Raw genomic sequence first — 24,505 nt, forward strand, 5'->3', positions numbered from 1 at the left:
AGTCCGATGAACCATTTCGATTACCGCGACGGCGTGCTCCATTGCGAGGACGTGGCCCTGACCCGCATCGCCGAAGAGGTCGGCACCCCCGTCTACGTCTATTCGACCGCGACCTTCCGCCGCCATGCGCAGGTGTTCCGCGACGGGCTGAAGGACTGCGGCCGCGTCCACCTCGCCTATGCGATCAAGGCCAATCCCAATGTCGCGGTGCTGCGCGTTCTAGCCGACGAGGGCTATGGCGCCGACGTCGTGTCGGGCGGCGAGATGGCGCGTGCGCTGGCGGCGGGCATTCCGGCGGCGGACATCGTCTTTTCGGGCGTCGGCAAGACGCGGGCCGAGCTGGCACGCGGGATCGACGAGGGCATCGGCCAGTTCAACCTGGAGCTGGAGGAAGAGGGCGTCGTCCTCGCCGCGATCGCGCATGCCCGGGGCACGACCGCGCCGGCGGTGCTGCGCGTCAATCCCGACGTCGATGCCGGCACGCATGCCAAGATCTCGACGGGGCGCGCCGAGAACAAGTTCGGCGTGCCGATCGACCAGGCGCCGGCGATGTTCGACCGGTTGGCGCCGCTCGACGGCCTCGCCTTGCGCGGTGTCGCCTGTCACATCGGCAGCCAGCTGAGCGACCTGTCGCGGCTGGAGGAGGCCTATCGCCGGATCGGCCAGCTGGCCGCCGAGCTGCGCGCGGCCGGCCATGCGATCGACCGCGTCGATCTCGGCGGCGGGCTCGGCGTGCCCTATAAGGCGGGCGACGTGCTGCCGAGCCCGGCGGATTACGGCGCGATGGTCGCACGCGTCACGCAAGGCTGGGACGTCGAGCTGATGTTCGAGCCCGGCCGCGTCATCGCGGGCAATGCCGGCGTGCTGCTGACCGAGGTGATCTGGGTCAAGCCCGGCGTCACCAACCCTTACGTCATCGTCGATGCGGCGATGAACGACCTCGCGCGGCCGGCGCTGTACGATGCGTGGCACGATTTCGCCGCGGTCGAGCCCGACGGCGCGCAGATGACCGCCAATATCGCCGGACCCGTGTGCGAGAGCGGCGACACCTTCGCGATGGGGCGCGAGATCGATCGCGTCGAGAGCGGCGACCTCGCCGTGTTCCGCACCGCGGGCGCGTACGGCGCGACGATGGCGTCGACCTACAACAGCCGCGATCTGGTGCCCGAGGTGCTGGTCGACGGCGACCGGTTCGCGGTGGTCGCCGACCGTATCGCCGCCGAGACGATCCTCGCCGCCGAGCGCGTGCCCGAGTGGCTGACGCCGGCGAAGGTCGCGGGGTGACGCTGCACAGCCTGCCGCTGTTCGTGCGGCTGGCGGGCCGCCCGGTGATCCTGCTGGGCGACGGCGAGGCGGCGGACGCCAAGCGGCGCCTGCTCGAACGTGTCGGTGCGCAGGTCGTCGGCGAAGCGGCGACCGCGGTGCTGGCGGTGGTCGCGATCGACGACGAGGGCGAGGCGCTCGCCGCGGTGTCACGGCTGAAGGCGCGGGGGCTGCTGGTCAACGCGGTCGACCGGCCGGCGCTGTGCGACTTCACGCTGCCCGCGATCGTCGATCGCGCGCCGGTGCTGGTCGCGATCGGCACCGGCGGCGTGTCGGCGGGCCTCGCCGCGGCGCTGCGCCAGCGGCTGGAGGCGCTGCTGCCCGCGAACCTCGGCCTGCTCGCCGAGCGGCTGCATGCGGCACGCGCTGAGTTGCGCGCGCGTTATCCCGATGGTGGCGTGCGGCGGCGTGCGCTGGGTGCGGCGCTGGCGGCGGGGGCGCCGCTCGATCCGCTCGGCGGCAATGACGATGTCGCGGGCTGGCTGGCGGGCGATCAGGTGCGCGACACCGGCCATGTCCGGATCATACTGGCCTCGACCGATCCCGACGAGCTGACGCTGCGGCAGGCGCGCTGGTTGGCCAATGCCGATCGCGTGCTCCACCATCCCGGCGTGCCGGTCGCGATCCTCGACCGCGCACGTGCCGATGCGGTGCGGCAGACGTGGGACGGACAAGCGGCGGCGCACGACGGACTGACGGTCGAGCTGGAGATGGCATGAGCGGTTTCGGATACCGGATCAGCGGCGGCACCGCGACGCGCGTCGCGGTGAAGGAGGCGCTGTCGTGCCACGCCGACTTCGTCTGGGTGCACCTCAACACCAACGAAGAGCATGCGCAAGTCTGGCTGCGCGACGAGGCCGGCCTCGACGATTACGTCGTCGATGCACTGACCGCGAGCGAGACGCGGCCGCGCTGCGAGGCGTTCGGCCATGGCGCGCTGCTCAACCTGCGCGGGCGGTCTTCGGAGGAGATGTCGTCGGGCGATCCGCTCGCCTCGGTGCGGATCTGGGCGATCCAGGGCCGCGTCTATTCGGTCAGCCGCCGGCCGCTGATCGCGGTCGCCGAGGTCGAGAAACAGGTCGAGGGCGGGCATGTCGTCGATCCCGGCGACCTGATCGCCGCGTTTGCGACCGCGATCACCAGCGACCTCGATCCGCATGTCGCCGACCTCGGCGACGAGCTCGACGATTGCGAGGAGCGGCTCGACGCCAACCGCATCTTCGACCTGCGCCGCACCGTCACCCGCGTGCGCATCGCCGCGATCGGCTATCGCCGCTTCCTCAGCCCGCAGCGCGCGGCGCTGGAAAAGCTCGGCACGCTGCCCGGCGGCTGGCTGGCGGAGGACGACCGCCGTCACCTCGCCGCCGCCGCCGATCGCGCCGCGCGCATGGCGGAGGAGCTGGAATCGATCCGCGAGCGCGCCGCGCTGATGCACGAGGCGCTGACCGACCTGCGCGCCGAACAGCTCGACACGCGCTCGCTGGTCATCTCGATCGTCGCGATGGTGTTCCTGCCGCTGACCTTCATCACCGGACTGTACGGGATGAACGTCGCGGACCTGCCCTATGCGCAGGAGCCGTGGGCGTTCGACGCGATCATGGCGCTGTGCGGGGGAATCGCGGCGGTGGTCGTCGGCTATTTCGTCCAGCGGCACTGGTTCCAGAAATAGCGCGTGAAATGCCCCTCCCCTGAAGGGCAGTACAGTCGCAGATGATTATCGGGTCGGTGGGTCGGTGGACGCCTCCAAAATCACTTCGTCCCCCGGACTTGTTCCGGGGTCCACCGTTCGGCAGGCGTGAAGCGCGAGCCTCTTGTCCTGCGCCTGCTGCCCGGTGGACCCCGGAACAAGTCCGGGGTGACGGGTGCCTTTGGCTCACCGCCGGCCTGCCATATGCAATGACACCGTCCCAGAGGAGAGGCGAAGGAGGTTACGCCGCCCGTGCCGTGCGCCAGGCGTCGGCGATCTCGTTGAGGCTGGTCGCCGCGGCGCGGAACGGCGTCGGGTCGGTGCCGATCGAGGCGTCGACGATCGCGCGGCGGATACCGGCGTAGAGCCGCGCCAGCGTGTTCGACACCTCGCCGCCGCGTTCGAAATCGAGGCCCGATTCGAGCGCGAACAGGATCGCGGTCGCGCGCGTCACGCGCTCGCTCTTGGTGCGCAGCTGGTTGTTCTCGACCGCCCAGGCGGCGGCGCGCAGCGCCGAGACCAGTTCCTCGTACAGCAGCTGGACGAGGCCCGGCCCCTGCGCCTCGGCGGTGCGGCCGACGACGTCGATCTGGCGATAGGTGGCGTAGGGGTCGCCCCGGAGTGCGGTCGCGTAGGCCATCAGCTGTCCTTGTTCCACGCCTTGATCTGGTTCTCGAGGAACGTCTGGGTCGACTTGTAGGCCGTCACCTTGCTGTTCATGCTCGAAAACTGCTGCGTCATCCGCGTCTTCATCGCGTCCGACAGCGTGGTGATCTTGTCCTGTTCGATCGTCAGATCGCTCTGCGCCTTGGTATAGCGCGTCGTCGAGGCGCCGAGGCCGTAGACGCTGCTCGACGCGGCGAGCGAGATGCCGCTCAGCGAGCTTTGCAGGCCGAGCGCGTTGCTCGACGTCGTTGCGAACATCGCCTCGACCTCGTCCGGATAGGCGGCGATCGCCTTGTTGAGCGTATCGGTGTTGACCGACAGCGTGCCGTCGCGACCCGTGGCGATGCCGAGCTGCGCCAGCGTCGTCGGCGCGCCCGCGCTGCTGCCCGGTGCCAGCGTCTTGGTGGTCAGCGACTGGAGCGAGCGCAGCAGCGTCTTCGCCGCCGTATCGGACTTGAGGTCGCCGGTGATCGGATCGGTCGCGCTCTTCGCGCCGGCATAGACCTGGTTGTAGGTGTCGACGAAATCGCTGACCGCCTGCGCCAGCGCCGCGGTCGGACGGGTGCTGCTCAGCGACACGGGGCCTGCCGACACCGCGTTGAGCTGCAGCTTCACGCCCGACACCAAGTCGCTGATCGTGTTGCTCGACCGCTGGACGCTGACGCCGTCGACGGTCAGCTGCGCGTTCGCGGCGGCGCCGGTCAGCGTGCCGGTGTTCACCCCGACGTTGAACTGGTTGAGCGCGCTGCCGGCATCGTCCGCCTTCAGCGTGAACGCCTGCGCCGCGCCGGTCGTGCCCTTCAGCGACAGCACCGCCTTGCCGTCGGCATCGGTGATGACGCTGGCGGTGACGCCGCTCTTCGCCGCGTTGATCGCGCTGGCGATACCGTCGAGGCTGCCGTCGGTGACGTCGATCGACACCGGCGTACCGCTGCCCGCGGTGAAGCCGGTCATCGCGGTGCCGGCGCCGTTATAGGTCGCGGTTCCGAGCGTCAGCGTCAGCTTGCCGGTCGCGATCGTCGCGGTGCGATCCGCCACCGCCGCCGAGCGTGCGCCCTGCGCGGAGGCCAGCGCGCTGACGGTGATGCTGGAGCTCAATTGCCCGACCTTGGCACCGGGAATCGCCGATGCGCCTAGGACGCTGGCGTTGGAGCTGACCGGCTGCGTCTGCAGCGTGCCGCCGCCGGTCAGCGTGCCGAGCGCGGTCGAGAATTGCGCGATCGTGCTCTTGAGCGTGCTGGTCGTCGAAATCTGTGCGGTGAGCGCGGCGGTCTTGGCGGCGATCGCGGCGTTCTTGGCGGCGAACTGCGCCTGGACGAGGTTGGTGACGAGCGAATCGGTATCGACGCCCGACCCGGTGCTGAGCGAGGTGAGGACGCTCTGCGCCGCGCTCTTGGTGACGCTCGCCGTCGACGCGGGCGTCGGCGTCGGCGTACTCGTCGTGGCAGTCGTGGTGGTCATCGTCGAACTCCCGCGCGCTTCATTCCCGTTAACGGCCGCAGCCGGCGAATCTTAAGGCGATTTCCTGACGATCTTGATGCCGTGTTCGTCGAAGCGCGCATCCTCCGGTACCTCGATCGGCGGCTGGCTGGTGCCGCCCGCGGCCGCGTTGAGGTTGAAGACGAAGGCGAGCACGGTGGCGATCGCGACGTACAGGTCGTCGCGGACCTCCTGGCCCTCTCGGCTGGTGTAATAGACCGCGCGGGCGAGCATCGGATATTCGAGGATCGGCACGCGCGCCTCGCCCGCGACCTCGCGGATCGCCAGTGCGGTCGCGCCGCGGCCCTTGGCGACCACCACCGGCACCTGGTCCCTGCCGCGGTCGTAGCGCAGCGCGACCGCGAAATGCGTCGGGTTGGTGAGCACGACATGCGCCTCCGCCACCGCTTTGCGCACGCCGCCGGTCGCCATCGCGCGCTGAACGCTGCGCTGATGGCCCTTCGCCTCGGGCGACCCTTCGGTTTCCTTGTGCTCGTCGCGCACCTCCTGCTTGGTCATCCGCAGCTTCGCGAGCAGCTGCATGATCTGGATCGGCACGTCGAACAGCGCAATCGCGACCAGCCCCGCGGCCATCGCGATCATGATCGTGGTGAAGGTGCCGCCGAGCTCCGCCACCGCATCGCCGAGGCTCGACGAGGTGAGGCCCAGCGTCGCGCGGCTCGATTTCCACAGCATATAGCCGCCGATGACGCCCAATAGGATCACCTTGAGCAGCGATTTGCCGAGTTCGATCCACCCCTGCGGCCCGAGGATCCGCTTGAGGCCGGAGGCGGGGTTGATGCGGTTGCCCTTGAAGGCGATCAGCTTGTTGTTCCAGGTCAGCGAACCGAGGCCGGCCGAGCTGACGATGGTGGCGATGACGCTGACCGCGAACAGCGTGATGAGCGAGGGCAGCAGCTTCGTCCCCGCCTGCTGCAGCGGCCGCCAGGGCGAGAAATCCTCGACGTCGGCGCGGTCGAACTGGAAGCTCGCCGCCATCACCGCCTTGCATGCCGCGATCAGCGACGGGCCGGCGAAGATCAGCCAGGCGACGCCCGCCATGACGACGAGCGCGGTGGCGAAATCCTTGGACTTGAGGATGTTGCCATCCTCCGCCGCCTTCTGCTTACGCTTCTGGGTTGGGGCTTCTGTCTTGTCGCCGCCGCTTTCCGACATCAGCCGAGCACCAGCGTTTGGGTCGCGGCGAGGCCTTCGCGGACGATGACGAGCATATAGTCGCCCATCGCCGGGAAGGCGACGGCGAGCGCGATCACCCCGACCGCGAGGCTGGCGGGCAGGCCGACCGAGAACAGGTTGAGCGCGGGCGCGGCGCGGCTGACCATGCCGACGATGAGGTTGAGGCAGAGCAGCAGGAAGCCGACGGGCAGCGCGAGCAGCAGCCCGGCGAGGAAGGCATAGCCGCCGAAGAAGGCGATCTGCTTTAGCCGCTCGGGCGCGATCCAGGTGCCGGGCGGCATCGTGTCATAGCTCTTCACCAGGATCTCGACGAGGACGAGGTGGCCGTCGACCGACAGGAACAGCAAGGTCAGCATGATCGTGAAGAACTGGCCGAGCGCTGGCGACGAGCGCCCGTTCTGCGGATCGATCGACGAGGCGAAACCGATCCCCATCGACCCGCCGATGATTTCCGACGCGATCATCGGTGCGGCGAAGGCGATCTGCAGGATGAAGCCGATCGCCGCGCCGACCAGCGCCTCGGCGAAGACGGCGAGAAAGGTCGCGACCGCGAAGATCTGGCTCGGCGGCACGATCGGATGGACCTTCAGCACGAAGATGCCGATCGCCCCCGACAGGCCGATGCGGACGGGGAGGGGAATCGACACCGCGCCGAACACCGGCGCGACGACGAACGCCGCGCCGATCCGCACCATCACGAAGATGAGCGCCCACAATTGCGGTTCGATGGAAAGGCCGAAGCCTAGCATGGCGCAGCACCAGCGCGGCCACGCCCGCGCGGCCGGCGCCAGCCGGGGCGCAAGCCCGGCCGACGGGTCGGCAGCGCCGAACCCGATCGACGCGGCTTTGCCGCGGCGCGTGCCCCACACCCTTCGTCACCCCGGACTCGTTCCGGGGTCCGCTGTGGCGCAGGCGTCAGACTGGAAGCTCCAGCCGTGCGCCTCGCCGCGCCGTGGACCCCGGAACGAGTCCGGAGTGACGAAGAATTTGGAGCAACCGCGTCCACTATTTCACCAAATCCGGGATGCGCTCGAACATGCCGACCGTGAAATCGCTGAGCAGCCCGAGGATCAGGCTCCCGAAGATCATGATCGAAAACGCCACGACCAACAGCTTTGGCACGAAGCTCAGCGTCTGCTCGTTGATCGACGTCGCCGCCTGGATCATGCCGAGGATCAGGCCGGCGAGCAGCGCGGGGATCAGGATCGGTGCGCTGGCCAGCGCCAGCACCCACATCGTCTGGTTGGCGACGGTAAGGAAATAATCGGCGTCCATCATCAATTCCTAGAGCGTCGAACGCCACACACGAACGGAGGACGGTTCATGTCGCAAAACTGTTGGCGAGGCTGCCCATGGTCAGCGCCCAGCCGTCGACCAGCACGAACAGCAGCAGTTTGAACGGCAGCGAGATGATCGTCGGCGACAGCATCGCCATGCCGAGCGCCATCAGCACCGTCGCGACGACGAGGTCGATGACGATGAACGGCAGGAACATCAGGAAGCCGATCTGGAACGCGGTCTTCAATTCCGACGTGACGAAGGCGGGGAGCAGGACGGCGAACGGAATGTCGTTGGACGAGGCATAGGGGCCCGATTTCGCCATGTCGGCGAACATCGTCACGTCCTTGATCCGCGTCTGCTTGACCATGAACGCATGCAGCGGCGCACCGGCGCGCTCGATCATCTGCGTGCCGGCCAGCTGACCGGCGGCATAGGGCTGGATCGCCTGCGTGTTCATCTGGCTGATCGTCGGCGCCATGATGAACAGCGACAGGAACAGCGCGAGGCCGATCAGCACCTGGTTGGGCGGCGTCTGTTGCAGGCCGAGTGCCTGACGCAGCACCGCGAGGACGATGACGATCCGGGTGAAGCTGGTCATCATCAGCAGGATGCCCGGCAGGACCGTGAGCAGGCCCATGATGATGAGCACTTGCAGCGACAGCGACAGCGGCGCCGACTGCGTGCCCCCCGAAGCGGCGCCCGAGCTCAGCTGGCCGAGCGCGCGGTCGACCGCATCGCCGACGCCGGGGGCAGGCGCCGCCGGAGCGGCCTGCGCGAAGGCGGGGACCGCGATCAGCAGCGCGAGAGCGATGGCGAGGATCGCCCAGATCCATTTGTACGCGCGACGGTTTCCACCAGCACCCGTCACCCCGGACTTGTTCTGGGGTCCACCCGTCCGCATCACCAGCGGCCGATGGGTTTGCGGCACCGTGGACCCCGGAACAGGGCGCCCATCAAAGTAATACTTTGATGGGGTCCCAAGTCCGGGGTGACGAGGGGCTTTGAACAGCGCGGGGCCCGTGCCCATCCGCGTCACCGTCGGGCTCACTGTCACTGGTCCACCTTGTCGATCAGGTTGACGCCGCCGCGACCCACCGACACCAGCAACCGCTTGCCCTCGAAATCGAGCACCGCGAGGCGCAGGCCGGGCGAGATCATCATCGTTTCCCGAATCGCGATCAGCCGATTGGGCGCCTTGCCGGGCATCCGCGTCTCGAGCTTGCGCCACGCGTACAGGCAACCGATCATCAGGCCGCAGACCAGCGGCAGCAGGATGACGAGTTTCAGGATATAGGACCAGAGCATCTCGGTTCAGCCGCGCTTGTCGGGGGTGACGAGCTCGGTCATGCGCACGCCGAAGCGATCACCGACGGTGACCACCTCGCCGCGGCCGATCAGCGTGCCGTTGACGAACACGTCGAGCAGTTCGTTCGCCTGCCGGTCGAGCTCGATGACGCTCGATTCGCCCAGCGCAAGCAGCTCGCGCAGGGTCAGCTGGGTCGAACCGATCTCGACGGTCAGCTTGACGTCGACGTCCTGCAACAGCCGGAAGTTGGCGGCGACGCCCCCGTCGGCCAGAGATGAGGGCGGAAATCCGCCGGTCATGTCGTTCATGCGTCAGGTCCTTCGTCGTCGAATCGGGCAAGGGAGGTGAGCCGCACCGCGGCGTGGCCGTTGGAGGTGCCGACGGTGCCGCGGCCCAGGCAGTCGGTGCCGACCATCACCGGCACTTCCGCGCCGAAGCTGATCGGGATCACGTCGCCCGCCTTGAGGTTCATCAGCAGCGACAGCGGCACTACCGGCTCGGCGAGCACCGAGCGGATCGGGAAGCGGACGTTCATCGTCGCCCGGGTCAGCGACGTGCGCCAGGCGGGGTCCGCCTCCGCCTTGTCGAGCACCTTGCCGGTCAGCGTCGGTGCGTGCGGCTTCAGCGCGGTCACCGGATAGAGCAGGTCGACGAACACCGGCTTGCCCTCGCCCGAGGCGAGGCCGAAGCGGGTGACGATCATCGCATCGTCGGGATCGGCCGCCAGCATCGCGGCGTTCACCTCGACCCGCGTCGGCGCGAAATCGATGCGCGCGAGCGGTTCCCATGCAGTGCGCAGCGGCGCGGCGATGGTCTGGCCGACCTTGCTCACCAGCGCTTCGGCGGCGGGCGAGAATTCGGTCGGCATCAGCAGCGGCGTCGCGCCCGTCCCGCCGAAATACAGGTCGAGCAGTTCGAGGACGAACACGCCGTCGAGCACGCACAGCGCGGTCGCGCCCTGCGGCGACATGACCATCGGCAGCCACGCGGTCAGCAGGTCGCCTTTCTCCGCGCGATAGTCGCCGAAGCGCTGCACGACGAGCGGCTCGGCCCAGGCGCGCACCTCGCGCCGCAGCAACGGCTCGAACACGCCGCGCAACGACCGCGCGAGGCGCGCGGACAGATGCTGCAGCGTGTGCAGGTCGCCGAACGGGTTGAGCTTGGCCGCGCCGAGACCCGCCGCATGCGCGGCGGGCTGGCGGTCCCGCGTCCGTCGTTCGGATGTTGCCTCGGCGTTAACCATGACCTCACTGAACAACGAAATTGGTAAAGTAGACGTTACTAACGCCGCCGAATCCCTCTTTTTGCTCCAGAATATCGTTGATCGCCTTCGCGAGGCGCTTCTGCATCACCTCCTTGCCGGCCGAGGTGAACACCTGCTCCTCGGGCGTATCGCCGAGTGTGAGGAGCACCGCCGAACGGACGGCGATGTCGTTGGTCTTCAGATTCTCGATGACCGTGTCGTCATAGGGGGTCGAGATGGCGATGCCGATCTGGACGACGTGCACCGAATTCTGCAGGTTCGAAGTGAACTGCGGATCCATCGTGTAATAGTTGGAGGCGTATTTGTCGCCGTCGCCGCCCGAGGGGACGTGCTTGCCGCCGCCCGACGCGGCTTCGCCACCGCCGCCGCCATGGCCGCCTTCGCCGCCCTCGCCTTCGGCCTTGGGGCGCTTCTGCTCGGATTTGGGGACGAGCTTGGGGCCATGCTCCTCTTCGGCCGCGGCATGGCCGCCGCCGCCGATCAGGCCGCTGCTCGCCGCATAGACGCCGGCGCCGACGCCGCCGCCGACCAGGATCACCAGGGCCAGCGCCATGATGATGATCTTCATCTTGCCGCCCTTCTTCTTGGGCGCGGCGTCTTCGGGTTTGTCGCTCATCGGTTACGGGTCCTTCGATGGGGATCAGGCGAGGCGGCCGTCGGCGGCGGCGTCGCTGTCACGGGTGGGGGCACGCGCCGGCCGGTCGGGCTGGCGCGGCGTGGAGGGCTGTTGCTGGCGCGGCTGCTGCTGGCCGGTCTGCGGCTGTGCGGCGGTCTGCTGCTGATTGCCGGCGGGCGACTGGCCCGCGGCGGACTGGCCGGACGACTGGCCGTTCGACGGTTGCTGGCCGCCGGCCTGCTGCTGGTTCGCGGCGGAGGCGGGCACGGCCTCGACGATCGTCTGGCCGATCCTGACGCCGCGCTCCTCGGCGATCTGCGCCAGCTTCGGGCTCGCATCCTCGATCAGCGCGCGGGTGGTCGCATCCTCGGCGGCGAAGCGGACGTGGATCGCATCGCCCACGCTCTTCACCGACACCGCGATCGCACCGAGCGCATCGGGGACCAGGCGGATGCGCGTGTCCTGCGCGTCGGCGGCGTCGCGCAGCCGCTCGATATGGTCGATCATCGTGTTGGGCCAGTCGCCGCGCGTGGTGTCGAGCGTGGGCTGGCCGGTGTCAGCGACGGTGGTGGCGGGGCGAACCTCGGCCGGCGCTGCGACCGCGGCGATCGTCGGGGCGAGCGGTTCGCCGCGTTCGCGCTCGTCGGCGCTGGCGGCGTGCATCGCGGCACCGAACACCTCGGCGGCGGGCGCGGTGGTGCCGGCCGCGGGCTGGCGGGCAGGAGCGGCCTGCGGCCGCAATGCGACGGTCTGGCGCGGGGTGCCGGCAACTTCGCGGACGAAGGTCTGGCGCTGTGGGGCAGGAGCCGAGGGCGTCGAGAGCGCGGCCGGCATGGGCGCCGCCACGATCGGGGCGCCGGCAACCGCAACGGGTGCTGCGGCGGCGATCACCGGCTGCGGTGCGCTCGGCGCGGCGTCGATCGGCGCGGCGGCGCGCGGGGTGGGCGCTGCCGGAGTTGCGATTGGCGCCGACGGCGAAACGGTGTCGTTGGCGGCGACCTGCGGGACAGCGATGCGCGGCGTGGCGGCGACCGGCATGTCGACGGGGGCAGGCGATGCAGGCAGAGGCGCCGTTTCCGGACGCGCTGCATCGGTCGAATCCTGCGCCGGAACCGGTGATGCCGGGATGAAGTCGGCCACCGGCGAGGTTGCGGTGCGGCGTGGCGCCGGACGGGCGGCAGTCGGCGTCGATGCCGGTACGACGTCAGTTTCCGGCGCGATGTCGATAACCGGCGCGCGGGGCGTCGGCGTCGGGGTCGCGAGCGTATTGGTGGGGCGCGAAGGCGCTGCGCTTATCGCGCGCGGCGCGATCGCCGGAGCCTGGGTGGCCGACGGAGTTTCGAGCGGGGCAGCGGACCGCGGCGTCTCCACCCCGCGACGGGGAGCGGCCGGCGTCGGCATGGCCTGTGCCGTTACGACGTCGGCAACGGCGGCCGCGGGGATGCTCGCCGCGTCGACCGGCGCGGGCATGGCGAGGCCGGGCAACGGGGCGGCGTTCGTGCCGATCGGCGGCGCTACCTCGGTCCTCGCATCGCCGAATTGCCGGGTGGCGGGTTCGGCCCGACGGGACTGGAATGGCGCACTCGACGCGGAAGCCGGCGCGATCGCGACGGCCGCTTGCGACGTCACGGTCGCGGTCTGCGGCACCGGTGCGGCGTCATTCGTCGCGAGCGTCGTCGCGGCAAGCGGCGGTGCGACCGCGTCGGGTGCGACCGGGACCTGCCTATCGGCCTGGGCGGGCGGCGCGTCATCTTCGCGCGTCTTGGCCGGCTGTGCGGCGTGTTCAGGGATCGTCGGCGTCGGCACGGCCACCTTCGCCTCGGCGACCGGGTCCGTGGTTTTGGCGCGTTGTCCTGACCCGGGCGTCGCGGCCGAGCGCGTCGCAGGCTGCGAAGGCCCGGCGGGGGCGACGAATCGTGACTGGGACGGCGCCGATTGAGCCGGAATGGCGGCGGTCACCCAGGGCGTCACAGGTGCTGCGTCGGGCTCGACTGGCACTCCGATAGCGCGGCGCTGCGGCGCTTCGCCTTGCGTTGGCGAAATCGCAGGCGGTGGCGTATCGGGGAGAACCGGTGCCGGCCGCGCCGTGGGCTGCAGCTGACTTGCGACAGCGCGTGGCGTCGTACCATCAGGCATGACAGTCGCGGTGTCGGTCTGAGGCGACGGCGTATCGGTGGGAACGGGTGCCGGTCGCGCCATGGGCTGCGACTGACCCGAGTCGGAACGTGGCCCTGTACCATCGGGCGTGACGATCGCGGTGCTGGCTTGAGGCGCGGCGGGTGCTTCGTCATACCGAACGGCGTGCTGCGGTGACGCGTCTGCCGTCGCCGTCAGCACGGCGCGCGCGCGTGCCGGGACGACAGCAGGTGCAGACTGTGCGGGCTGCGCGTCGCGCGCCGTAGAAACCGGAGCGGCGGCGGGCGGCGTATCCGCAACCGGTGTGGGAGCCGGTACGATCGTTGGCAGCTCGCCAGCCAACGGGAGCGGCACCGGCGTGACCGGCATCAGCGTGGCGTCGGCAGTCGGGGTTTCGTCGTCCGATGCCGCGTCGGCGGGAATAGCGTCCGTCGTCACGGTGATACGCGGGGATTGCTGTGCCTCGGCGCGGGTCGATGACGTCGCACGCGTGGCGCGCGGGGTGGCGCCGCGGGTCGGCGATGCCTTTACCGACGGCTCATCCGCAACGGGCGTCGCGGGGGTCGCGGTGGTGCCCGGAGCAGTTGCGACCGGCGCGGTCGCGATCATCGTGGCTTGCGTCGGCGGCAAGGATGATCCGGCCGTGAGTGCGGCGGATACGTCTTCCCGGCCGCGCGAGGGCCGGGCGATGCGGACGGGTTCCGCGGTAGCGGGAACGGCCGGTTCGACGTCGCTCGCTGCGATCGCAACCCCCGGTGTGGCCGAGCGCGGCTGGGCCTCGATCGCAGGTTGCGCCGGCAAAGTCACCGCCAACGCGGCGGCCGAGGTGCCGCTCCGCAACAGCGGCGACGGCGCGCTACGTGTCGGGAGCACCGGCGCGGCGGGCACGGCGGCGAGGACGGAAGGAATGTCGAGCGGCGGCGGCACGGCGATGTTCACCGCCGGCAGCCATTCCAGCGCCGGGTCGATCGCAGTCGTATCGATCGACGGCAGCGGCGTGCCGGGGGCGGCAAGCGCTTGCCGCAGCGGTTCGGCAAGCGCCGGCGCGGGCATGTCGGCCGGCACCATGTCGCTGCCCGCGCCGATGCTCAGCATCGACAGCGCGAACAGGTCGCCGCCCGCCGGTGCCGCGCCCTTGGCCGTCTGGCCTGGGGTGGTCGGGGCGATGGCGGCGGCGGCGTTGATCATGGGAGCGAATCTCGTGCGGACGGAATGTCCTCAGACGATCAGCAAGGATCGTGCCGTTTTGCCTTAAGCGGTGAAATCGGCGGCGTTTCCTCCAGCTCGCGCATCTCCTTGGCGAGCGCGGCGAGGCGGGCGCGGTCGAGCAGCTTTTCGATCGCGCTCTGGTCGCGCTTGGCCGAGCGGGTGGCTTCGGCGGCGCGGTTGACGAACATCTCGGCGGACTGGACGCGCATCTGCGCGGCGGCGGACGACTGGTGCAGCCGCTCGCGGAAATGCGCCTGCGCACCGAGCGAGGCGGCGCTGGCCAGCGTACCGGCCGCGGGGGAAACCGCATCGGCGAGCGCCTGGATGCGGCGCGCGAGGTTGGTTTCGCTGGCGAATTTCTCGTGCGCGCGCACCTCGTCGGCGCGGGTCAGGCCCAGCTGCAGCGTGCGCACGCGGTGGATGCGCGCGAGTTTCTTCGCGTCAGGCACCGAACACGCCGGTCAGCTCGGCGATCGCGTCCTGCAACCCGACGATCTCGCCCGCGCCCTGCTTGATATACTCCATCACCGCCGGGTGCGCGGCGATGGCGGCGTCGATCGCCGGGTCGGCACCGGGGCGGTACGCGCCCATCAGCACGAGGTCGCGGTTCTCCTCGTAGGTCGCGAGGTGACGGCGCAGGATGCGCGCGGCGTGGACGTGGTCGGGGTGCGCGATGTCGGTCATCACGCGGCTGACCGAGGGACCGATATCGATCGCCGGATAGACGCCGCGCTCGGCGAGATGGCGGTTGAGCACGATATGCCCGTCGAGGATCGAGCGCGCCGAATCGACGACAGGATCGTTGCCGTCGTCGCCGTCGGCGAGCACGGTGTAGATCGCGGTGATCGACCCGCCGGTGCGCACGTCGGTGCCGGCACGTTCGATGAGGTTGGGCAGCATCGCGATCGCCGACGGCGGATAGCCGCGCGCCGACGCCGGCTCGCCGAGCGCCAGCCCGATCTCGCGGCCGGCGTGCGCGACGCGGGTCAGGCTGTCCATGATGAGCAGCACCTTCTTGCCTTCGTTGCGAAAGGCTTCGGCAATGGCGGTGGCGCGCAGCGCGCCGCGGATGCGCAGCACGGGGCTATGGTTGGCGGGGACGGCGACGACGACGGCGCGCTGGCGTGCCTCGCCGGCGACCTTGGTCTCGAGGAAGTCGGCGACTTCCCTGGAACGTTCGCCGATCAGGCCGATGACGATGACGTCGGCCTTGGCGGCCTTGACCATCATGCCGAGCAGCACCGACTTGCCGACGCCGGAACCCGCCATGATGCCGACGCGCTGGCCCTGGCCGATGGTAAGCAGGCCGTTGATCGCACGCACGCCGACGTCCATCGGCTGGAGCACGCGACCGCGGTCGAGCGGCGACTGGATCTTGCCGGCGAGCGGCCATTTGCCCGCGCCGCGGATCGGACCCAGTCCGTCGATCGGCCGCCCGGCGCCATCGACGACGCGGCCGAGCAGCGCGTCGCCGACCTCCGCCTCGCCGGGAGGACCGACGGGGCGCACCGGCGCGCGCGGCAGCAGCGCGGCGGGGCCGCCGAGGTTCATCAGCAACGTGCGACCGTTGCGAAAACCGATCACTTCCGCCTCGACCTTCGCATCGCCATGGCCACCGATCTCGCAGACGGTGCCGACCGGCAGCGACAGTCCGACCGCTTCCATCAACAGGCCGTCGTAGGAGGAGAGGCGCCCCGACACCTTCGGCGCGGGACGGAAATCGGCGACGCCCAGCGTCTCGAGATAATCGGCGGTGAAGCGGTTCAGCATCGGATCTCAGGCAGCCAAAGGCGGAACGGGAACGCGGTCGATCGCCTCGGCGAGCTGACCGAGCCACAGCTCGGGCCCGTCCTCGACCAGCGTCGATGCGCTTTCGAGCACGAAGCTGCCACGCGCCAGCGCCGCATCGGCGACCGCGAAGATCGACTTTGGCAAGGCGTCGGACAGCAGCGGCAGGTCGTCGGGGTGCAGCCGCAGCAACGCCGATTCGCTCGCATCGGCGAGCAGTTCGGCGGCGGCCTCGATCCGGCCGTTGAGCACGTCGGCGCCGACGCCGCATTCGCCGACCAGCTTGCCGACGAGCAGCAGCACTGTCGCGCGTAGCTGGCTGGCGATCCGGTCGCGGTCGAGCTGGTGACCGTTGGCGAGCGCCGCGGCGAGTTCGGTCAGCAACGCCCGGTCGCGGTCGCCGCTCTCGCGCGCCGCCGCGGCGGCCGCGGCGAGGCCCTCGGCATAGCCGGCGGCATGCGCGGTCTCGACGGGATCGATGAAGCCGGTCGGCTCCACCTGCGCGTCGAGCGGGTCCCACCCCTGCGTCGGCTTGTCGCCGCCGGGATCGGCAGGGCTGAAATGCTTCGGACCCGGGCGCGATGGCGGCTCGGCCGCGCCGCCGCCCATCGCGCGCTCCAGCGTCGCCCACATGTCGCGCGGCGTAAAACCAGCGGGTGGCGAGAACGCCGCCTGCAACAGGTGCGCGGCGGTATCGTGACGGCCGGCGAACCCGGCGACGAAGTTCGAGGCGGTGCCAGCCCGCTCCCCCACCCGGCCTCCCACAGCGTATTCTGATTGGGTGGCCGGGTGGGGGAGCGGGCCGGCACCGTAAGCAGAGGCGTCAGACATAATCGTCGTCGCCCGCGCCCATCACGATCGTGCCGTCCTTGGCGAGGTTGCGCGCGATGGCGATCATCGCCTTCTGCGCCTCCAGCACCTCGGCGAGCTTCATCGGCCCGCGCGCCTCCATCTCGTCGCGGATGCCGTCGGCCGCACGCGCCGACATGCAGCCGAGGAAGCGGTTGCGCGCATTCTCGTCGACGCCCTTCAGCGCGCGCGACAATATGTCGCCATCGACGTTGCGGATGAGCGTGCCGAGGTTCTTGTCGTCAAGGTCGAGCAGATTGTCGAAGACGAACATCGCCTCCTCGATCGCCTTGGCGACGTCCTTGTCGATCTTGAACAGCTTGGGCATCACCCGTTGCTCGGTCGCCTTGCGCGCGCCCTGCAGGATCTTCGCCGCCTCGCGCGTGCCGCCCAGCGTCATGCCGTTGCCGCCCGACCGCGCGCCGCCACCGCCGCGACGGTTGGCGAGCACCGCCTTCAGCGTCTCGACCGCATCGGGGTTGATCGGGCCCAGCCGCGCGATGCGATGGAGGATGTCGGGCTGCACCGCATCGGGCATCAGTTCGAGCACCTGGCCGCCGACCGCGGGGTCGAGGTTGGCGATCATCACCGCGGCGATCTGCGGATGCTCCTTCTCGATCATCTGCGCGATCTCGGACGCGTCGAGCCATTCGAGCATCTCGAGCTCGCAATTCGCCTCCGCCGGGGTGATGCGGGCGAGCACGCTCTCCGCCTTCTCCGGCCCCAGCGCACGGTTCATCACCGCCTCGATCTTGGGCCGCGGGTCGAAGGTGACGCCGGTGCGCTCGCGCGCCTTGCCGACGAAATCGTCGAGCACGTCCTCCATCTCCTGTTCGGAGACGTCGGCGACCGCGAACATCGCCGAGCCCAGCTGGCGCACCTCCTCGGGGTCGAGCTTCTGGAGGATGGCCGCGGCCTCCTCCTCGCCGACCAGCATCATCAGCACCGCGGCGCGTTCGACGCCGGTGTAGCTGCGCGGGGTCGTGATCGCGTTCACTTGGCGTCCGCCTTGATCATGTCGCGGATCGCCAGCGCGGCGCGCGCCGGATTGTCGCGGGTGAAGCCGCGCACCGCGCCGATGCGATCATCGACGGTCTGCGACGCTTCGAGCCGGTCGAGGCTGACGGGTTCGTGGACGGTGATGCCCTCGGCGGCGGCGCCGTCGGCAGCGCTGCCGTCGCCGGCTGGGGCGGACAAGGCGGGGGTCGCCTCCTCGCGCTTCTTCATCAGCCCCTTGGCGATCGGCCGTACGCCGAGCAGCAGGACGAGCAGCGCGATCAGGATCGCGGTGCCGTTGCGCGCGGCGACGGGCAGCCAGGCGTTGTCGTACCAGGCCGGGCCGGCGGTCGCGTCGGTCGCATCGGCGAACTTGCGGCTGATGACCGTCACCTGATCCTGCCGCGCCTGGTCGAAGCCGACCGCGCTCTTCACCAGATCGGTGATCTGGCCGATCTCCATCGCGGTGCGCCGCGTCTTGTCGGGATCGCGCAGCAGCACGGCGACCGACAGGCGCTTGATCGAACCCGGCGTCTGGCGGGTCACGGAGACCTCCTTGCCGAGATCGTAGGCGCGCTGGAAGCTGTCGCTCTGCTTGTTGGGGTTGGGGGCGGGGCCGCCGGCGACCGGCGAGGGCGAAGCGGCCGGAGCGCCGCTCGCGCCGTTAGCGGCCTGCGGCGTCTGCAGCTGGCTGGCAGGCGGCGGCGTGTTGCTGAGCGCGCCGGGGATGCCGCCGGGCGTCGTCGGCGCATTCGCCTGATTGCCGATCCAGTTGCCGGTCTCGGCGCGCAGCGCGCCCTGCTTGTCGTAGCTTTCGCGCGTCGCCTGCGTCTCGTCGAGGTTGATGTCGGCCTGCACCTCGGCGGTGAAATTGCCGGCGCCGACCAGCGGCGTGAGCAGCTGGACGAGTTGCTGGCGCACCTTGTCCTCGGTCTTGCGCTGCGTCTCGAGGCGCGCGTCGGTGCCCGCATCGGCGCCGGCGCCGCCGGGCTTGGACAGCAGCGCGCCCATCTGGTCGACGATCGTCACGCTCTCGGGCTTCATCCCCGGCACCGAGCTGGCGACGAGGTTGATGATCGACTGGACCTGCGCCTGGCTCAGGGCACGACCGCCTTGCAGCTTAACGACGACCGACGCCGAGGGCGAGGCGTTGTCGCGGACGAACACCGACGCTTCGGGCGTGGCGAGATGCACGCGCGCCTCGGCGACCGCGTCGATATCCTCGATCGAGCGGGCAAGCTCGGTCTCGCGCGCCTGACGCAACCGCTCGCCCTCGACCGCGCGGCTGACGCCCATCGGCAGCTGGTCGAGGATGGCATAGCCCCCGGGCGCCTGCTTGGGCAGGCCCTGCCCGGCGAGCAGCATCCGCGCCTTGCTGAACTGGTCTTCGTCGACGGTGAGGGCTCCGGTGCCCTCGTCGATCCTGCTGGCGATATTGGCCTGCGTCAGCGCGGACGTGACCGCCTGCTTGTCGGCATCGGTCAGGCCGGTGAACAGCGTCTTCTGCGTCGGGCTGGACAGCATTATCCACGCGAGCGCGGCGGCGCCGATCAGCGCGACGAGCAGCGCCATCGGCAGGCTGCGGCGCACCGCGGGCTGCGCGAGGACGCCCTTGATCTGGAGCAGCGGGTTGGCGAACTTCTCGGGGAGGGCCGAGGGCGATGTGGTGGCGAGGGCGGTGCTCATCGATTATACCGGCATGCTCATGATGTCCTTGTAGGCGGACAGCAATTTGTTGCGGACCTGCAGCGTCGCTTCGAACCCGACACTGGCCTGCTGGCGGGCCAGCATGACCTTGGCGATATCGACCGTCTCGCCGCGTTCGTAGCTCTCGGACAAGGCGGAGGCCTTGTTCTGGCTGGAATTGACGTCCTTCAGCGCGTCCTGCAGCGTATCGGCGAAGCTGGTCGGCTTCGTCGTGCCGGTCGCGTTGGTCGCGGCGGCGCCGTCGCTGGCACCGGCACGGGCGAGCGACTGGTTGCGTTCGAGGATCTGGGCGCGCAGCTGCATCACCCGGTCGACGCTCATCGCGCCGCCGACGCCGGAGACGCCGCTCATGCCGAGGCTACCATGCTAAACGGGCGGGCGAGATCGTCGCCCTGCTCGCGTGCCTTGGCGAGGCGATAGCGCAGCGTGCGCTCCGAGATGCCGAGGCGGCGCGCGGTCTCGACGCGGCTGCCACCGCACGCGGCGAGCGTTTCGCGGATCGCCTGGAATTCGCTCATCTGCACGACGTTGCCCAAGGTGGCGGGCTCGGTCGCGGCAGGGGCCGCCTGCGGAAACAGCGGCGTCACCGGTGCGCTCTCGCGGGCGAAGGTGAAGCTGATCGGGCGATCGAAGACGATGTGGCTCGCCTCGATCGTCTCGCCACCGGCGAACAGCAGCGCGCGCTGGATGACGTTTTCGAGCTCGCGGACGTTGCCCGGCCAGTCGTGGCGCATCAGCTGATCGACCGCCTCGACCGTCGGCCACGGCACCACCGCACGCGTGCCGGCATGGCGCAGGATCATCGTCGCGGCGAGCGCGGGGATATCCTGCGGACGCTCGGCGAGCGGCTTGGTGCTGAGCGGGAAGACCGACAGGCGGTAGTAAAGATCGGCGCGGAAGCGGCCCGCGGCGACTTCGCCCTGCAGGTCGCGGTTGGCGCAGGCGACGACGCGGACGTCGATCTTCTGCGGCACGGATGCGCCGATCGGCACGACCTCGCGCTCCTGCAGCACGCGCAGCAGCTTGGCCTGCAGTTGCAGCGGCATCTCGGCGATCTCGTCGAGCAGGATGGTGCCGCCGTCGGCGGCGCGGAAGAAGCCTTCGCCCCCCGAGGAGGCACCAGTGAACGCGCCCTTCTGGTGACCGAACAGCAGCGCCTCGAGCATCGTCTCGGGCAGCGCGGCGCAGTTGATCGCGACGAACGGGCCGTTCCGTCGCGGCGAATTGTTGTGGATCGCGCGCGCCAGCACCTCCTTGCCGGTGCCGGTCGGCCCGTTGATGAGCACGGTGATGTCCGCCTGCGCGACGCGCTCGGCGAGCGCCAGCAGCGCGAGGGACTCGGGGTCGGCCGCGGTCGGCATGTCGGGACCGGCGACGAGCGCGCGGGCGAAGCCGTTGCCGACTGCCGCATCCTCGGGCCCGAAGGCGATGCGCGCCGGGTTGCCGCCCTGCGACGGCACGACGTGGCGCCCTTCGCTGCCGATGATGACGGTGCGTGCGGGCGCCGGCGGCGCCTCGCCCTCGGCGACGAGGAACAGGTCCGCTGGGCTGGGCTGGCCCGTCTCGAACGAGCCGACGCCGAAGCCCTGGGCACGAAGCCCCGACACGAGCGCATATTTGCGCTGCACGACCGCAGCGGAAGGAAAAATCGAACGCATGGCTATCCCCCAAGGATGAGCCTGGAATGCGGCAACAACGGTAAACGCGGCGTTAAAACGGTTGCCGCCCGGCAAAATATTTCCGGGCGCCCGCTCCCACGCGGATCGCGCGCGCGCGGGTCCGCCCGTGCTCCCGTGCGAGGGGCGGGGGACAAGCCGGGCCGAAACGAACTTTTTGTCCTAAAGCTGTTCCGGCGGCGGCCGTTACTCCTCCTGACGGCTCGGCCTTCCTCCACGGGGGCGGCGGGATGGCCGTAGCTTTTTGGAGGAACCCATGACTGTCATCGGCACCAATGTCGCATCGCTGCGCGCCGCCAATGCATCCAACTCGGCGAATGCCGCGCTCTCGACATCGATGCAGCGCCTGTCGACCGGCAGCCGCATCAACTCCGCCAAGGACGATGCCGCCGGCCTCGCCATCTCGGACACGATGACCGCGCAGATCCGCGGCATGAACCAGGGCATCCGCAACGCCAACGACGGCATCGCGATGGCGCAGACGGCCGAAGGCGCGCTGGGCGAAGTCAACAACATGCTGCAGCGCGTCCGCGAACTGACCGTGCAGGCGACCAGCGGCACCTACAGCGCCGACAACAAGACCAACCTGCAGGCCGAAGTGACCGCGCTCAAGACGCAGATCACCTCGACGCTCGCCAACACGCAGTTCAACGGCAACAAGCTGTTCGACGGCAGCGCCGGCGCCGCCGGCGTGGTGAAGATCCAGGCGGGCGCCAACGCCGCCGACTCGATCAACCTGACGCTGACCAAGCTGACCGACAATGCGACGATCACCGCGGTCGCCGGTGCCGCGGGCCCGCCCGCGATCACCGGCATCGACCTCACCGCCAACGACAACTCGGCGCTGGCCGTGGTCGATGCGGCGCTGAAGACGGTCAGCAACACCCGCGCCAGCCTGGGTGCGGCGCAGAACCAGCTGCAGTCGGCGGTCAACAACCTGACCACCAACTCGACCAACCTCACCTCGGCGAAGAGCCAGATCATGGACGCCGATTTCTCGGCCGAAACGACCGCGCTCGCCAAGTCGCAGATCCTGAGCCAGGCCTCGACCGCGATGCTCGCCCAGGCGAACCAGAGCCAGCAGGGCGTCCTGAAGCTGCTCCAGTAATCCGCGTGAACCGGCGGCGCCCCGGAAGGGCGCTGCCGGGAACGACCCGACGTTTCGGCTAAAGCCGGGCGCCTTCCGGTCGTTTCAACATCTGGCGGCTCGGCCTTTCGCCCAGGGGGGCGGCGGTGAGGTGCCATAACATCAAAGGAAACCAACATGACTGTTATCGGCACCAACGTCGCATCGCTGCGTGCAGCCAATGCGTCCACCTCCGCCAATCAGGCGCTGTCCACGTCGATGGAGCGCCTGTCGACCGGCAGCCGCATCAACTCCGCGAAGGACGACGCCGCCGGGCTCGCCATTTCGGACACGATGACCGCGCAGATCCGCGGCATGAACCAGGGCATCCGCAACGCCAACGACGGCATCGCGATGGCGCAGACGGCCGAAGGCGCGCTGGGCGAAGTCAACAACATGCTGCAGCGCGTCCGCGAGCTGACCGTGCAGGCGACCAGCGGCACCTACAGCGCCGACAACAAGACCAACCTGCAGGCCGAAGTGACCGCGCTCAGCGCGCAGATCACCTCGACGCTCGCCAATACGCAGTTCAACGGCAACAAGCTGTTCGACGCGTCGGCCGGCACCGTCACCGCCGCCGTCGCCGGCCCGCCCGCGGTCGCCGCCTACAGCACGATCAAGATCCAGGCGGGCGCCAATGCCGCCGATACGATCAACCTCAAGCTCAACAAGCTGACCGACGATGCGACGATCACGGCCGCGACCGGGATCGACCTGACGACCGCGACCAACACCGCGCTCGGCACCGTCGATGCCGCGCTGAAGACGGTCAGCAACTATCGCGCCGGCCTCGGTGCGGCGCAGAACCAGATGCAGTCGGCGGTCAACAACCTGACCACCAACGCGACCAACCTCACCTCGGCGAAGAGCCAGATCATGGACGCCGATTTCTCGGCCGAAACGACCGCGCTCGCCAAGGCACAGATCCTGAGCCAGGCCTCGACCGCGATGCTCGCCCAGGCGAACCAGAGCCAGCAGGGCGTCCTGAAGCTCCTCCAGTAATCCGCCACCTCGCGTCCCGCCGTCCGACGGCGACGGGACGCGGCCTTCCCCAGCCTCGAAGGAACCCATCATGACTGTCATCGGCACCAACGTCTCGTCGCTGCGGGCGGCCAACGCCTCCACCTCGGCCAACATGGCCCTGTCCACCTCGATGGAGCGCCTGTCGACCGGCAGCCGCATCAACTCGGCCAAGGACGACGCCGCCGGCCTCGCCATCTCGGACACGATGACCGCGCAGATCCGCGGCATGAACCAGGGCATCCGCAACGCCAACGACGGCATCGCGATGGCGCAGACGGCCGAAGGCGCGCTGGGCGAAGTCAACAACATGCTGCAGCGTGTCCGCGAGCTGACCGTGCAGGCGACCAGCGGAACCTACAGTGCCGACAACAAGACCAACCTGCAGGCGGAAGTCGCGGCACTGACGTCGCAGATCACCTCGACGCTCGCCAACACGCAGTTCAACGGCAACAAGCTGTTCGACGCCACCGCCGGCACCGTCACCGCCGCCGTCGCCGGCCCGCCTGCGGTCGCCGCCTACAGCACGATCAAGATCCAGGCCGGCGCCAACGCGACCGACACGATCAACCTCAAGCTCAACAAGCTGACCGACGATTCGACGATCACCGCCGCGACCGCGATCGACCTGACCAGCGCGACCAACACCGCGCTCGGGACCGTCGATGCGGCGCTGAAGACGGTCAGCACCTATCGCGCCAACCTCGGCGCGTCGCAGAACCAGATGCAGTCGGCGGTCAACAATTTGACCACCAACGCCACCAACCTGACCGCCGCGAAGAGCCAGATCATGGACGCCGATTTCTCGGCCGAAACGACCGCGCTCGCCAAGGCACAGATCCTGAGCCAGGCGTCGACCGCAATGCTCGCCCAGGCGAACCAGAGCCAGCAGGGCGTCCTGAAGCTCCTCCAGTAACCGCTTTCTCAAGACCGGTGTCGGCACCGCCCCCCCAAGGGTGCCGGCATCCAGCTCTTCCCCCAAGGTCGAGCGCAACCGAGCCCCGGTGGTCGAAAGACCGCCGGGGCTTTTTGTTGGGTCCGCCCGGAAGCCGTGGAAGGGCAGGGCGCCCCCACCCCCCACCACCGTTCGCCCTGAGCCTGTCGAAGGGCAGAGTGCCACCCGCATAGCGCTCGCCCGTGGAACGCGGTGCTTCGACAGGCTCAGCGCGAACGGCCGAA

At 69.5% G+C, this 24,505-nt stretch carries 26 protein-coding genes; 8 read left to right on the forward strand and 18 right to left on the reverse strand.

What is annotated here, in order from left to right:
- Positions 1-6 precede the first annotated feature (6 nt).
- Genes lysA through M9979_RS08820 form a run of 3 tightly spaced genes read left to right on the forward strand, consistent with a single transcriptional unit; the run spans position 7 to position 2,992 of the window.
- The gene (lysA, locus tag M9979_RS08810; protein WP_254288986.1) at positions 7-1,284 is read left to right on the forward strand and encodes a diaminopimelate decarboxylase; all 1,278 of its coding nucleotides are present in this window, start codon (positions 7-9) and stop codon (positions 1,282-1,284) included.
- A complete protein-coding gene (locus tag M9979_RS08815; RefSeq protein WP_254289108.1) occupies positions 1,281-2,042 on the forward strand; it encodes a precorrin-2 dehydrogenase/sirohydrochlorin ferrochelatase family protein in 762 nt (253 codons plus the stop codon). The genes lysA and M9979_RS08815 overlap by 4 nt, the downstream gene beginning before the upstream one ends.
- Positions 2,039-2,992, forward strand: coding sequence for a zinc transporter ZntB (locus tag M9979_RS08820; RefSeq protein ID WP_254288987.1), 954 nt, complete (start codon positions 2,039-2,041; stop codon positions 2,990-2,992). The genes M9979_RS08815 and M9979_RS08820 overlap by 4 nt, the downstream gene beginning before the upstream one ends.
- Positions 2,993-3,251: 259 nt before the next feature.
- Here the strand turns inward: M9979_RS08820 and fliS are convergent, their stop codons facing one another.
- The 11 genes from fliS to M9979_RS08875 form a co-directional block, all read right to left on the reverse strand.
- Positions 3,252-3,650 carry a flagellar export chaperone FliS gene (gene fliS / locus M9979_RS08825; RefSeq protein WP_254288988.1) on the reverse strand — a complete coding sequence of 133 codons (399 nt, stop codon included), beginning with the start codon at positions 3,648-3,650 and terminating at the stop codon, positions 3,252-3,254.
- Complete coding sequence (gene fliD / locus M9979_RS08830) at positions 3,650-5,137, reverse strand: flagellar filament capping protein FliD (protein WP_254288989.1); 1,488 nt, start codon at positions 5,135-5,137, stop codon at positions 3,650-3,652. The genes fliS and fliD overlap by 1 nt, the downstream gene beginning before the upstream one ends.
- A gap of 51 nt (positions 5,138-5,188) precedes the next feature.
- Positions 5,189-6,331: a flagellar type III secretion system protein FlhB gene (gene flhB / locus M9979_RS08835; protein ID WP_254288990.1), complete on the reverse strand. Its 1,143-nt coding sequence runs from the start codon at positions 6,329-6,331 to the stop codon at positions 5,189-5,191.
- Positions 6,331-7,101: a flagellar biosynthetic protein FliR gene (gene fliR / locus M9979_RS08840; RefSeq protein ID WP_254289109.1), complete on the reverse strand. Its 771-nt coding sequence runs from the start codon at positions 7,099-7,101 to the stop codon at positions 6,331-6,333. The genes flhB and fliR overlap by 1 nt, the downstream gene beginning before the upstream one ends.
- Positions 7,102-7,357: 256 nt before the next feature.
- Positions 7,358-7,630, reverse strand: coding sequence for a flagellar biosynthesis protein FliQ (gene fliQ, locus M9979_RS08845; RefSeq protein ID WP_479725609.1), 273 nt, complete (start codon positions 7,628-7,630; stop codon positions 7,358-7,360).
- A gap of 43 nt (positions 7,631-7,673) precedes the next feature.
- The gene (gene fliP, locus M9979_RS08850) at positions 7,674-8,534 is read right to left on the reverse strand and encodes a flagellar type III secretion system pore protein FliP (protein ID WP_254289110.1); all 861 of its coding nucleotides are present in this window, start codon (positions 8,532-8,534) and stop codon (positions 7,674-7,676) included.
- Positions 8,535-8,683: 149 nt separating this feature from the next.
- Positions 8,684-8,938, reverse strand: coding sequence for a flagellar biosynthetic protein FliO (locus M9979_RS08855; RefSeq protein WP_254288991.1), 255 nt, complete (start codon positions 8,936-8,938; stop codon positions 8,684-8,686).
- Positions 8,939-8,944: 6 nt separating this feature from the next.
- Positions 8,945-9,247 carry a flagellar motor switch protein FliN gene (gene fliN, locus M9979_RS08860; protein WP_254288992.1) on the reverse strand — a complete coding sequence of 101 codons (303 nt, stop codon included), beginning with the start codon at positions 9,245-9,247 and terminating at the stop codon, positions 8,945-8,947.
- Positions 9,244-10,182: a flagellar motor switch protein FliM gene (locus tag M9979_RS08865; protein ID WP_254288993.1), complete on the reverse strand. Its 939-nt coding sequence runs from the start codon at positions 10,180-10,182 to the stop codon at positions 9,244-9,246. Before M9979_RS08865 ends, fliN begins: the two co-directional genes overlap by 4 nt.
- A gap of 4 nt (positions 10,183-10,186) precedes the next feature.
- Positions 10,187-10,819 carry a flagellar basal body-associated FliL family protein gene (locus tag M9979_RS08870; RefSeq protein ID WP_254288994.1) on the reverse strand — a complete coding sequence of 211 codons (633 nt, stop codon included), beginning with the start codon at positions 10,817-10,819 and terminating at the stop codon, positions 10,187-10,189.
- A gap of 24 nt (positions 10,820-10,843) precedes the next feature.
- Positions 10,844-11,653 carry a flagellar hook-length control protein FliK gene (locus M9979_RS08875; protein ID WP_254288995.1) on the reverse strand — a complete coding sequence of 270 codons (810 nt, stop codon included), beginning with the start codon at positions 11,651-11,653 and terminating at the stop codon, positions 10,844-10,846.
- On the opposite strand from M9979_RS08875, the gene M9979_RS08880 reads away from it, so the two are divergent.
- Positions 11,652-12,758 (forward strand): hypothetical protein, encoded by a 1,107-nt coding sequence (locus M9979_RS08880; RefSeq protein ID WP_254288996.1) that lies wholly within the window; start codon positions 11,652-11,654, stop codon positions 12,756-12,758. The two genes, M9979_RS08875 and M9979_RS08880, sit on opposite strands and share 2 nt — an antisense overlap.
- A gap of 555 nt (positions 12,759-13,313) precedes the next feature.
- Positions 13,314-14,210 carry a hypothetical protein gene (locus tag M9979_RS08885; RefSeq protein ID WP_254288997.1) on the forward strand — a complete coding sequence of 299 codons (897 nt, stop codon included), beginning with the start codon at positions 13,314-13,316 and terminating at the stop codon, positions 14,208-14,210.
- Here the strand turns inward: M9979_RS08885 and M9979_RS08890 are convergent.
- The 7 genes from M9979_RS08890 to M9979_RS08920 form a co-directional block, all read right to left on the reverse strand.
- The gene (locus tag M9979_RS08890) at positions 14,182-14,613 is read right to left on the reverse strand and encodes a hypothetical protein (protein WP_254288998.1); all 432 of its coding nucleotides are present in this window, start codon (positions 14,611-14,613) and stop codon (positions 14,182-14,184) included. The genes M9979_RS08885 and M9979_RS08890 overlap by 29 nt on opposite strands.
- Positions 14,606-15,934, reverse strand: a complete 1,329-nt coding sequence (locus M9979_RS08895; protein ID WP_254288999.1) for a FliI/YscN family ATPase — start codon at positions 15,932-15,934, stop codon at positions 14,606-14,608. The genes M9979_RS08890 and M9979_RS08895 overlap by 8 nt, the downstream gene beginning before the upstream one ends.
- A 6-nt stretch (positions 15,935-15,940) precedes the next feature.
- On the reverse strand, positions 15,941-16,705 hold the full coding sequence (locus M9979_RS08900) for a FliH/SctL family protein (RefSeq protein WP_254289000.1): 765 nt from the start codon (positions 16,703-16,705) through the stop codon (positions 15,941-15,943).
- Positions 16,706-16,775: 70 nt separating this feature from the next.
- A complete protein-coding gene (gene fliG / locus M9979_RS08905; protein ID WP_254289001.1) occupies positions 16,776-17,798 on the reverse strand; it encodes a flagellar motor switch protein FliG in 1,023 nt (340 codons plus the stop codon).
- Positions 17,795-19,483: a flagellar basal-body MS-ring/collar protein FliF gene (gene fliF / locus M9979_RS08910; RefSeq protein WP_254289002.1), complete on the reverse strand. Its 1,689-nt coding sequence runs from the start codon at positions 19,481-19,483 to the stop codon at positions 17,795-17,797. The genes fliG and fliF overlap by 4 nt, the downstream gene beginning before the upstream one ends.
- A gap of 3 nt (positions 19,484-19,486) precedes the next feature.
- Entirely contained in the window at positions 19,487-19,855 is a 369-nt protein-coding gene (fliE, locus tag M9979_RS08915; protein WP_254289003.1) for a flagellar hook-basal body complex protein FliE, read from the reverse strand.
- The gene (locus M9979_RS08920) at positions 19,852-21,162 is read right to left on the reverse strand and encodes a sigma-54 interaction domain-containing protein (RefSeq protein WP_254289004.1); all 1,311 of its coding nucleotides are present in this window, start codon (positions 21,160-21,162) and stop codon (positions 19,852-19,854) included. Before M9979_RS08920 ends, fliE begins: the two co-directional genes overlap by 4 nt.
- 274 nt (positions 21,163-21,436) lie before the next feature.
- Between M9979_RS08920 and M9979_RS08925 the strand changes: the two genes are divergently transcribed.
- The 3 genes from M9979_RS08925 to M9979_RS08935 all read left to right on the forward strand — a co-directional run bounded on the left by M9979_RS08925 (position 21,437) and on the right by M9979_RS08935 (position 24,242).
- Positions 21,437-22,288, forward strand: coding sequence for a flagellin N-terminal helical domain-containing protein (locus tag M9979_RS08925; protein ID WP_254289005.1), 852 nt, complete (start codon positions 21,437-21,439; stop codon positions 22,286-22,288).
- A 156-nt stretch (positions 22,289-22,444) separates the two neighbouring features.
- Positions 22,445-23,308, forward strand: coding sequence for a flagellin N-terminal helical domain-containing protein (locus M9979_RS08930; protein ID WP_254289006.1), 864 nt, complete (start codon positions 22,445-22,447; stop codon positions 23,306-23,308).
- A gap of 70 nt (positions 23,309-23,378) precedes the next feature.
- Entirely contained in the window at positions 23,379-24,242 is an 864-nt protein-coding gene (locus tag M9979_RS08935) for a flagellin N-terminal helical domain-containing protein (protein WP_254289007.1), read from the forward strand.
- Positions 24,243-24,505 lie beyond the last annotated feature (263 nt).

Origin of the sequence: Sphingomonas liriopis (genome assembly GCF_024211255.1) — a bacterium.
GTDB lineage: Bacteria > Pseudomonadota > Alphaproteobacteria > Sphingomonadales > Sphingomonadaceae > Sphingomonas > Sphingomonas liriopis.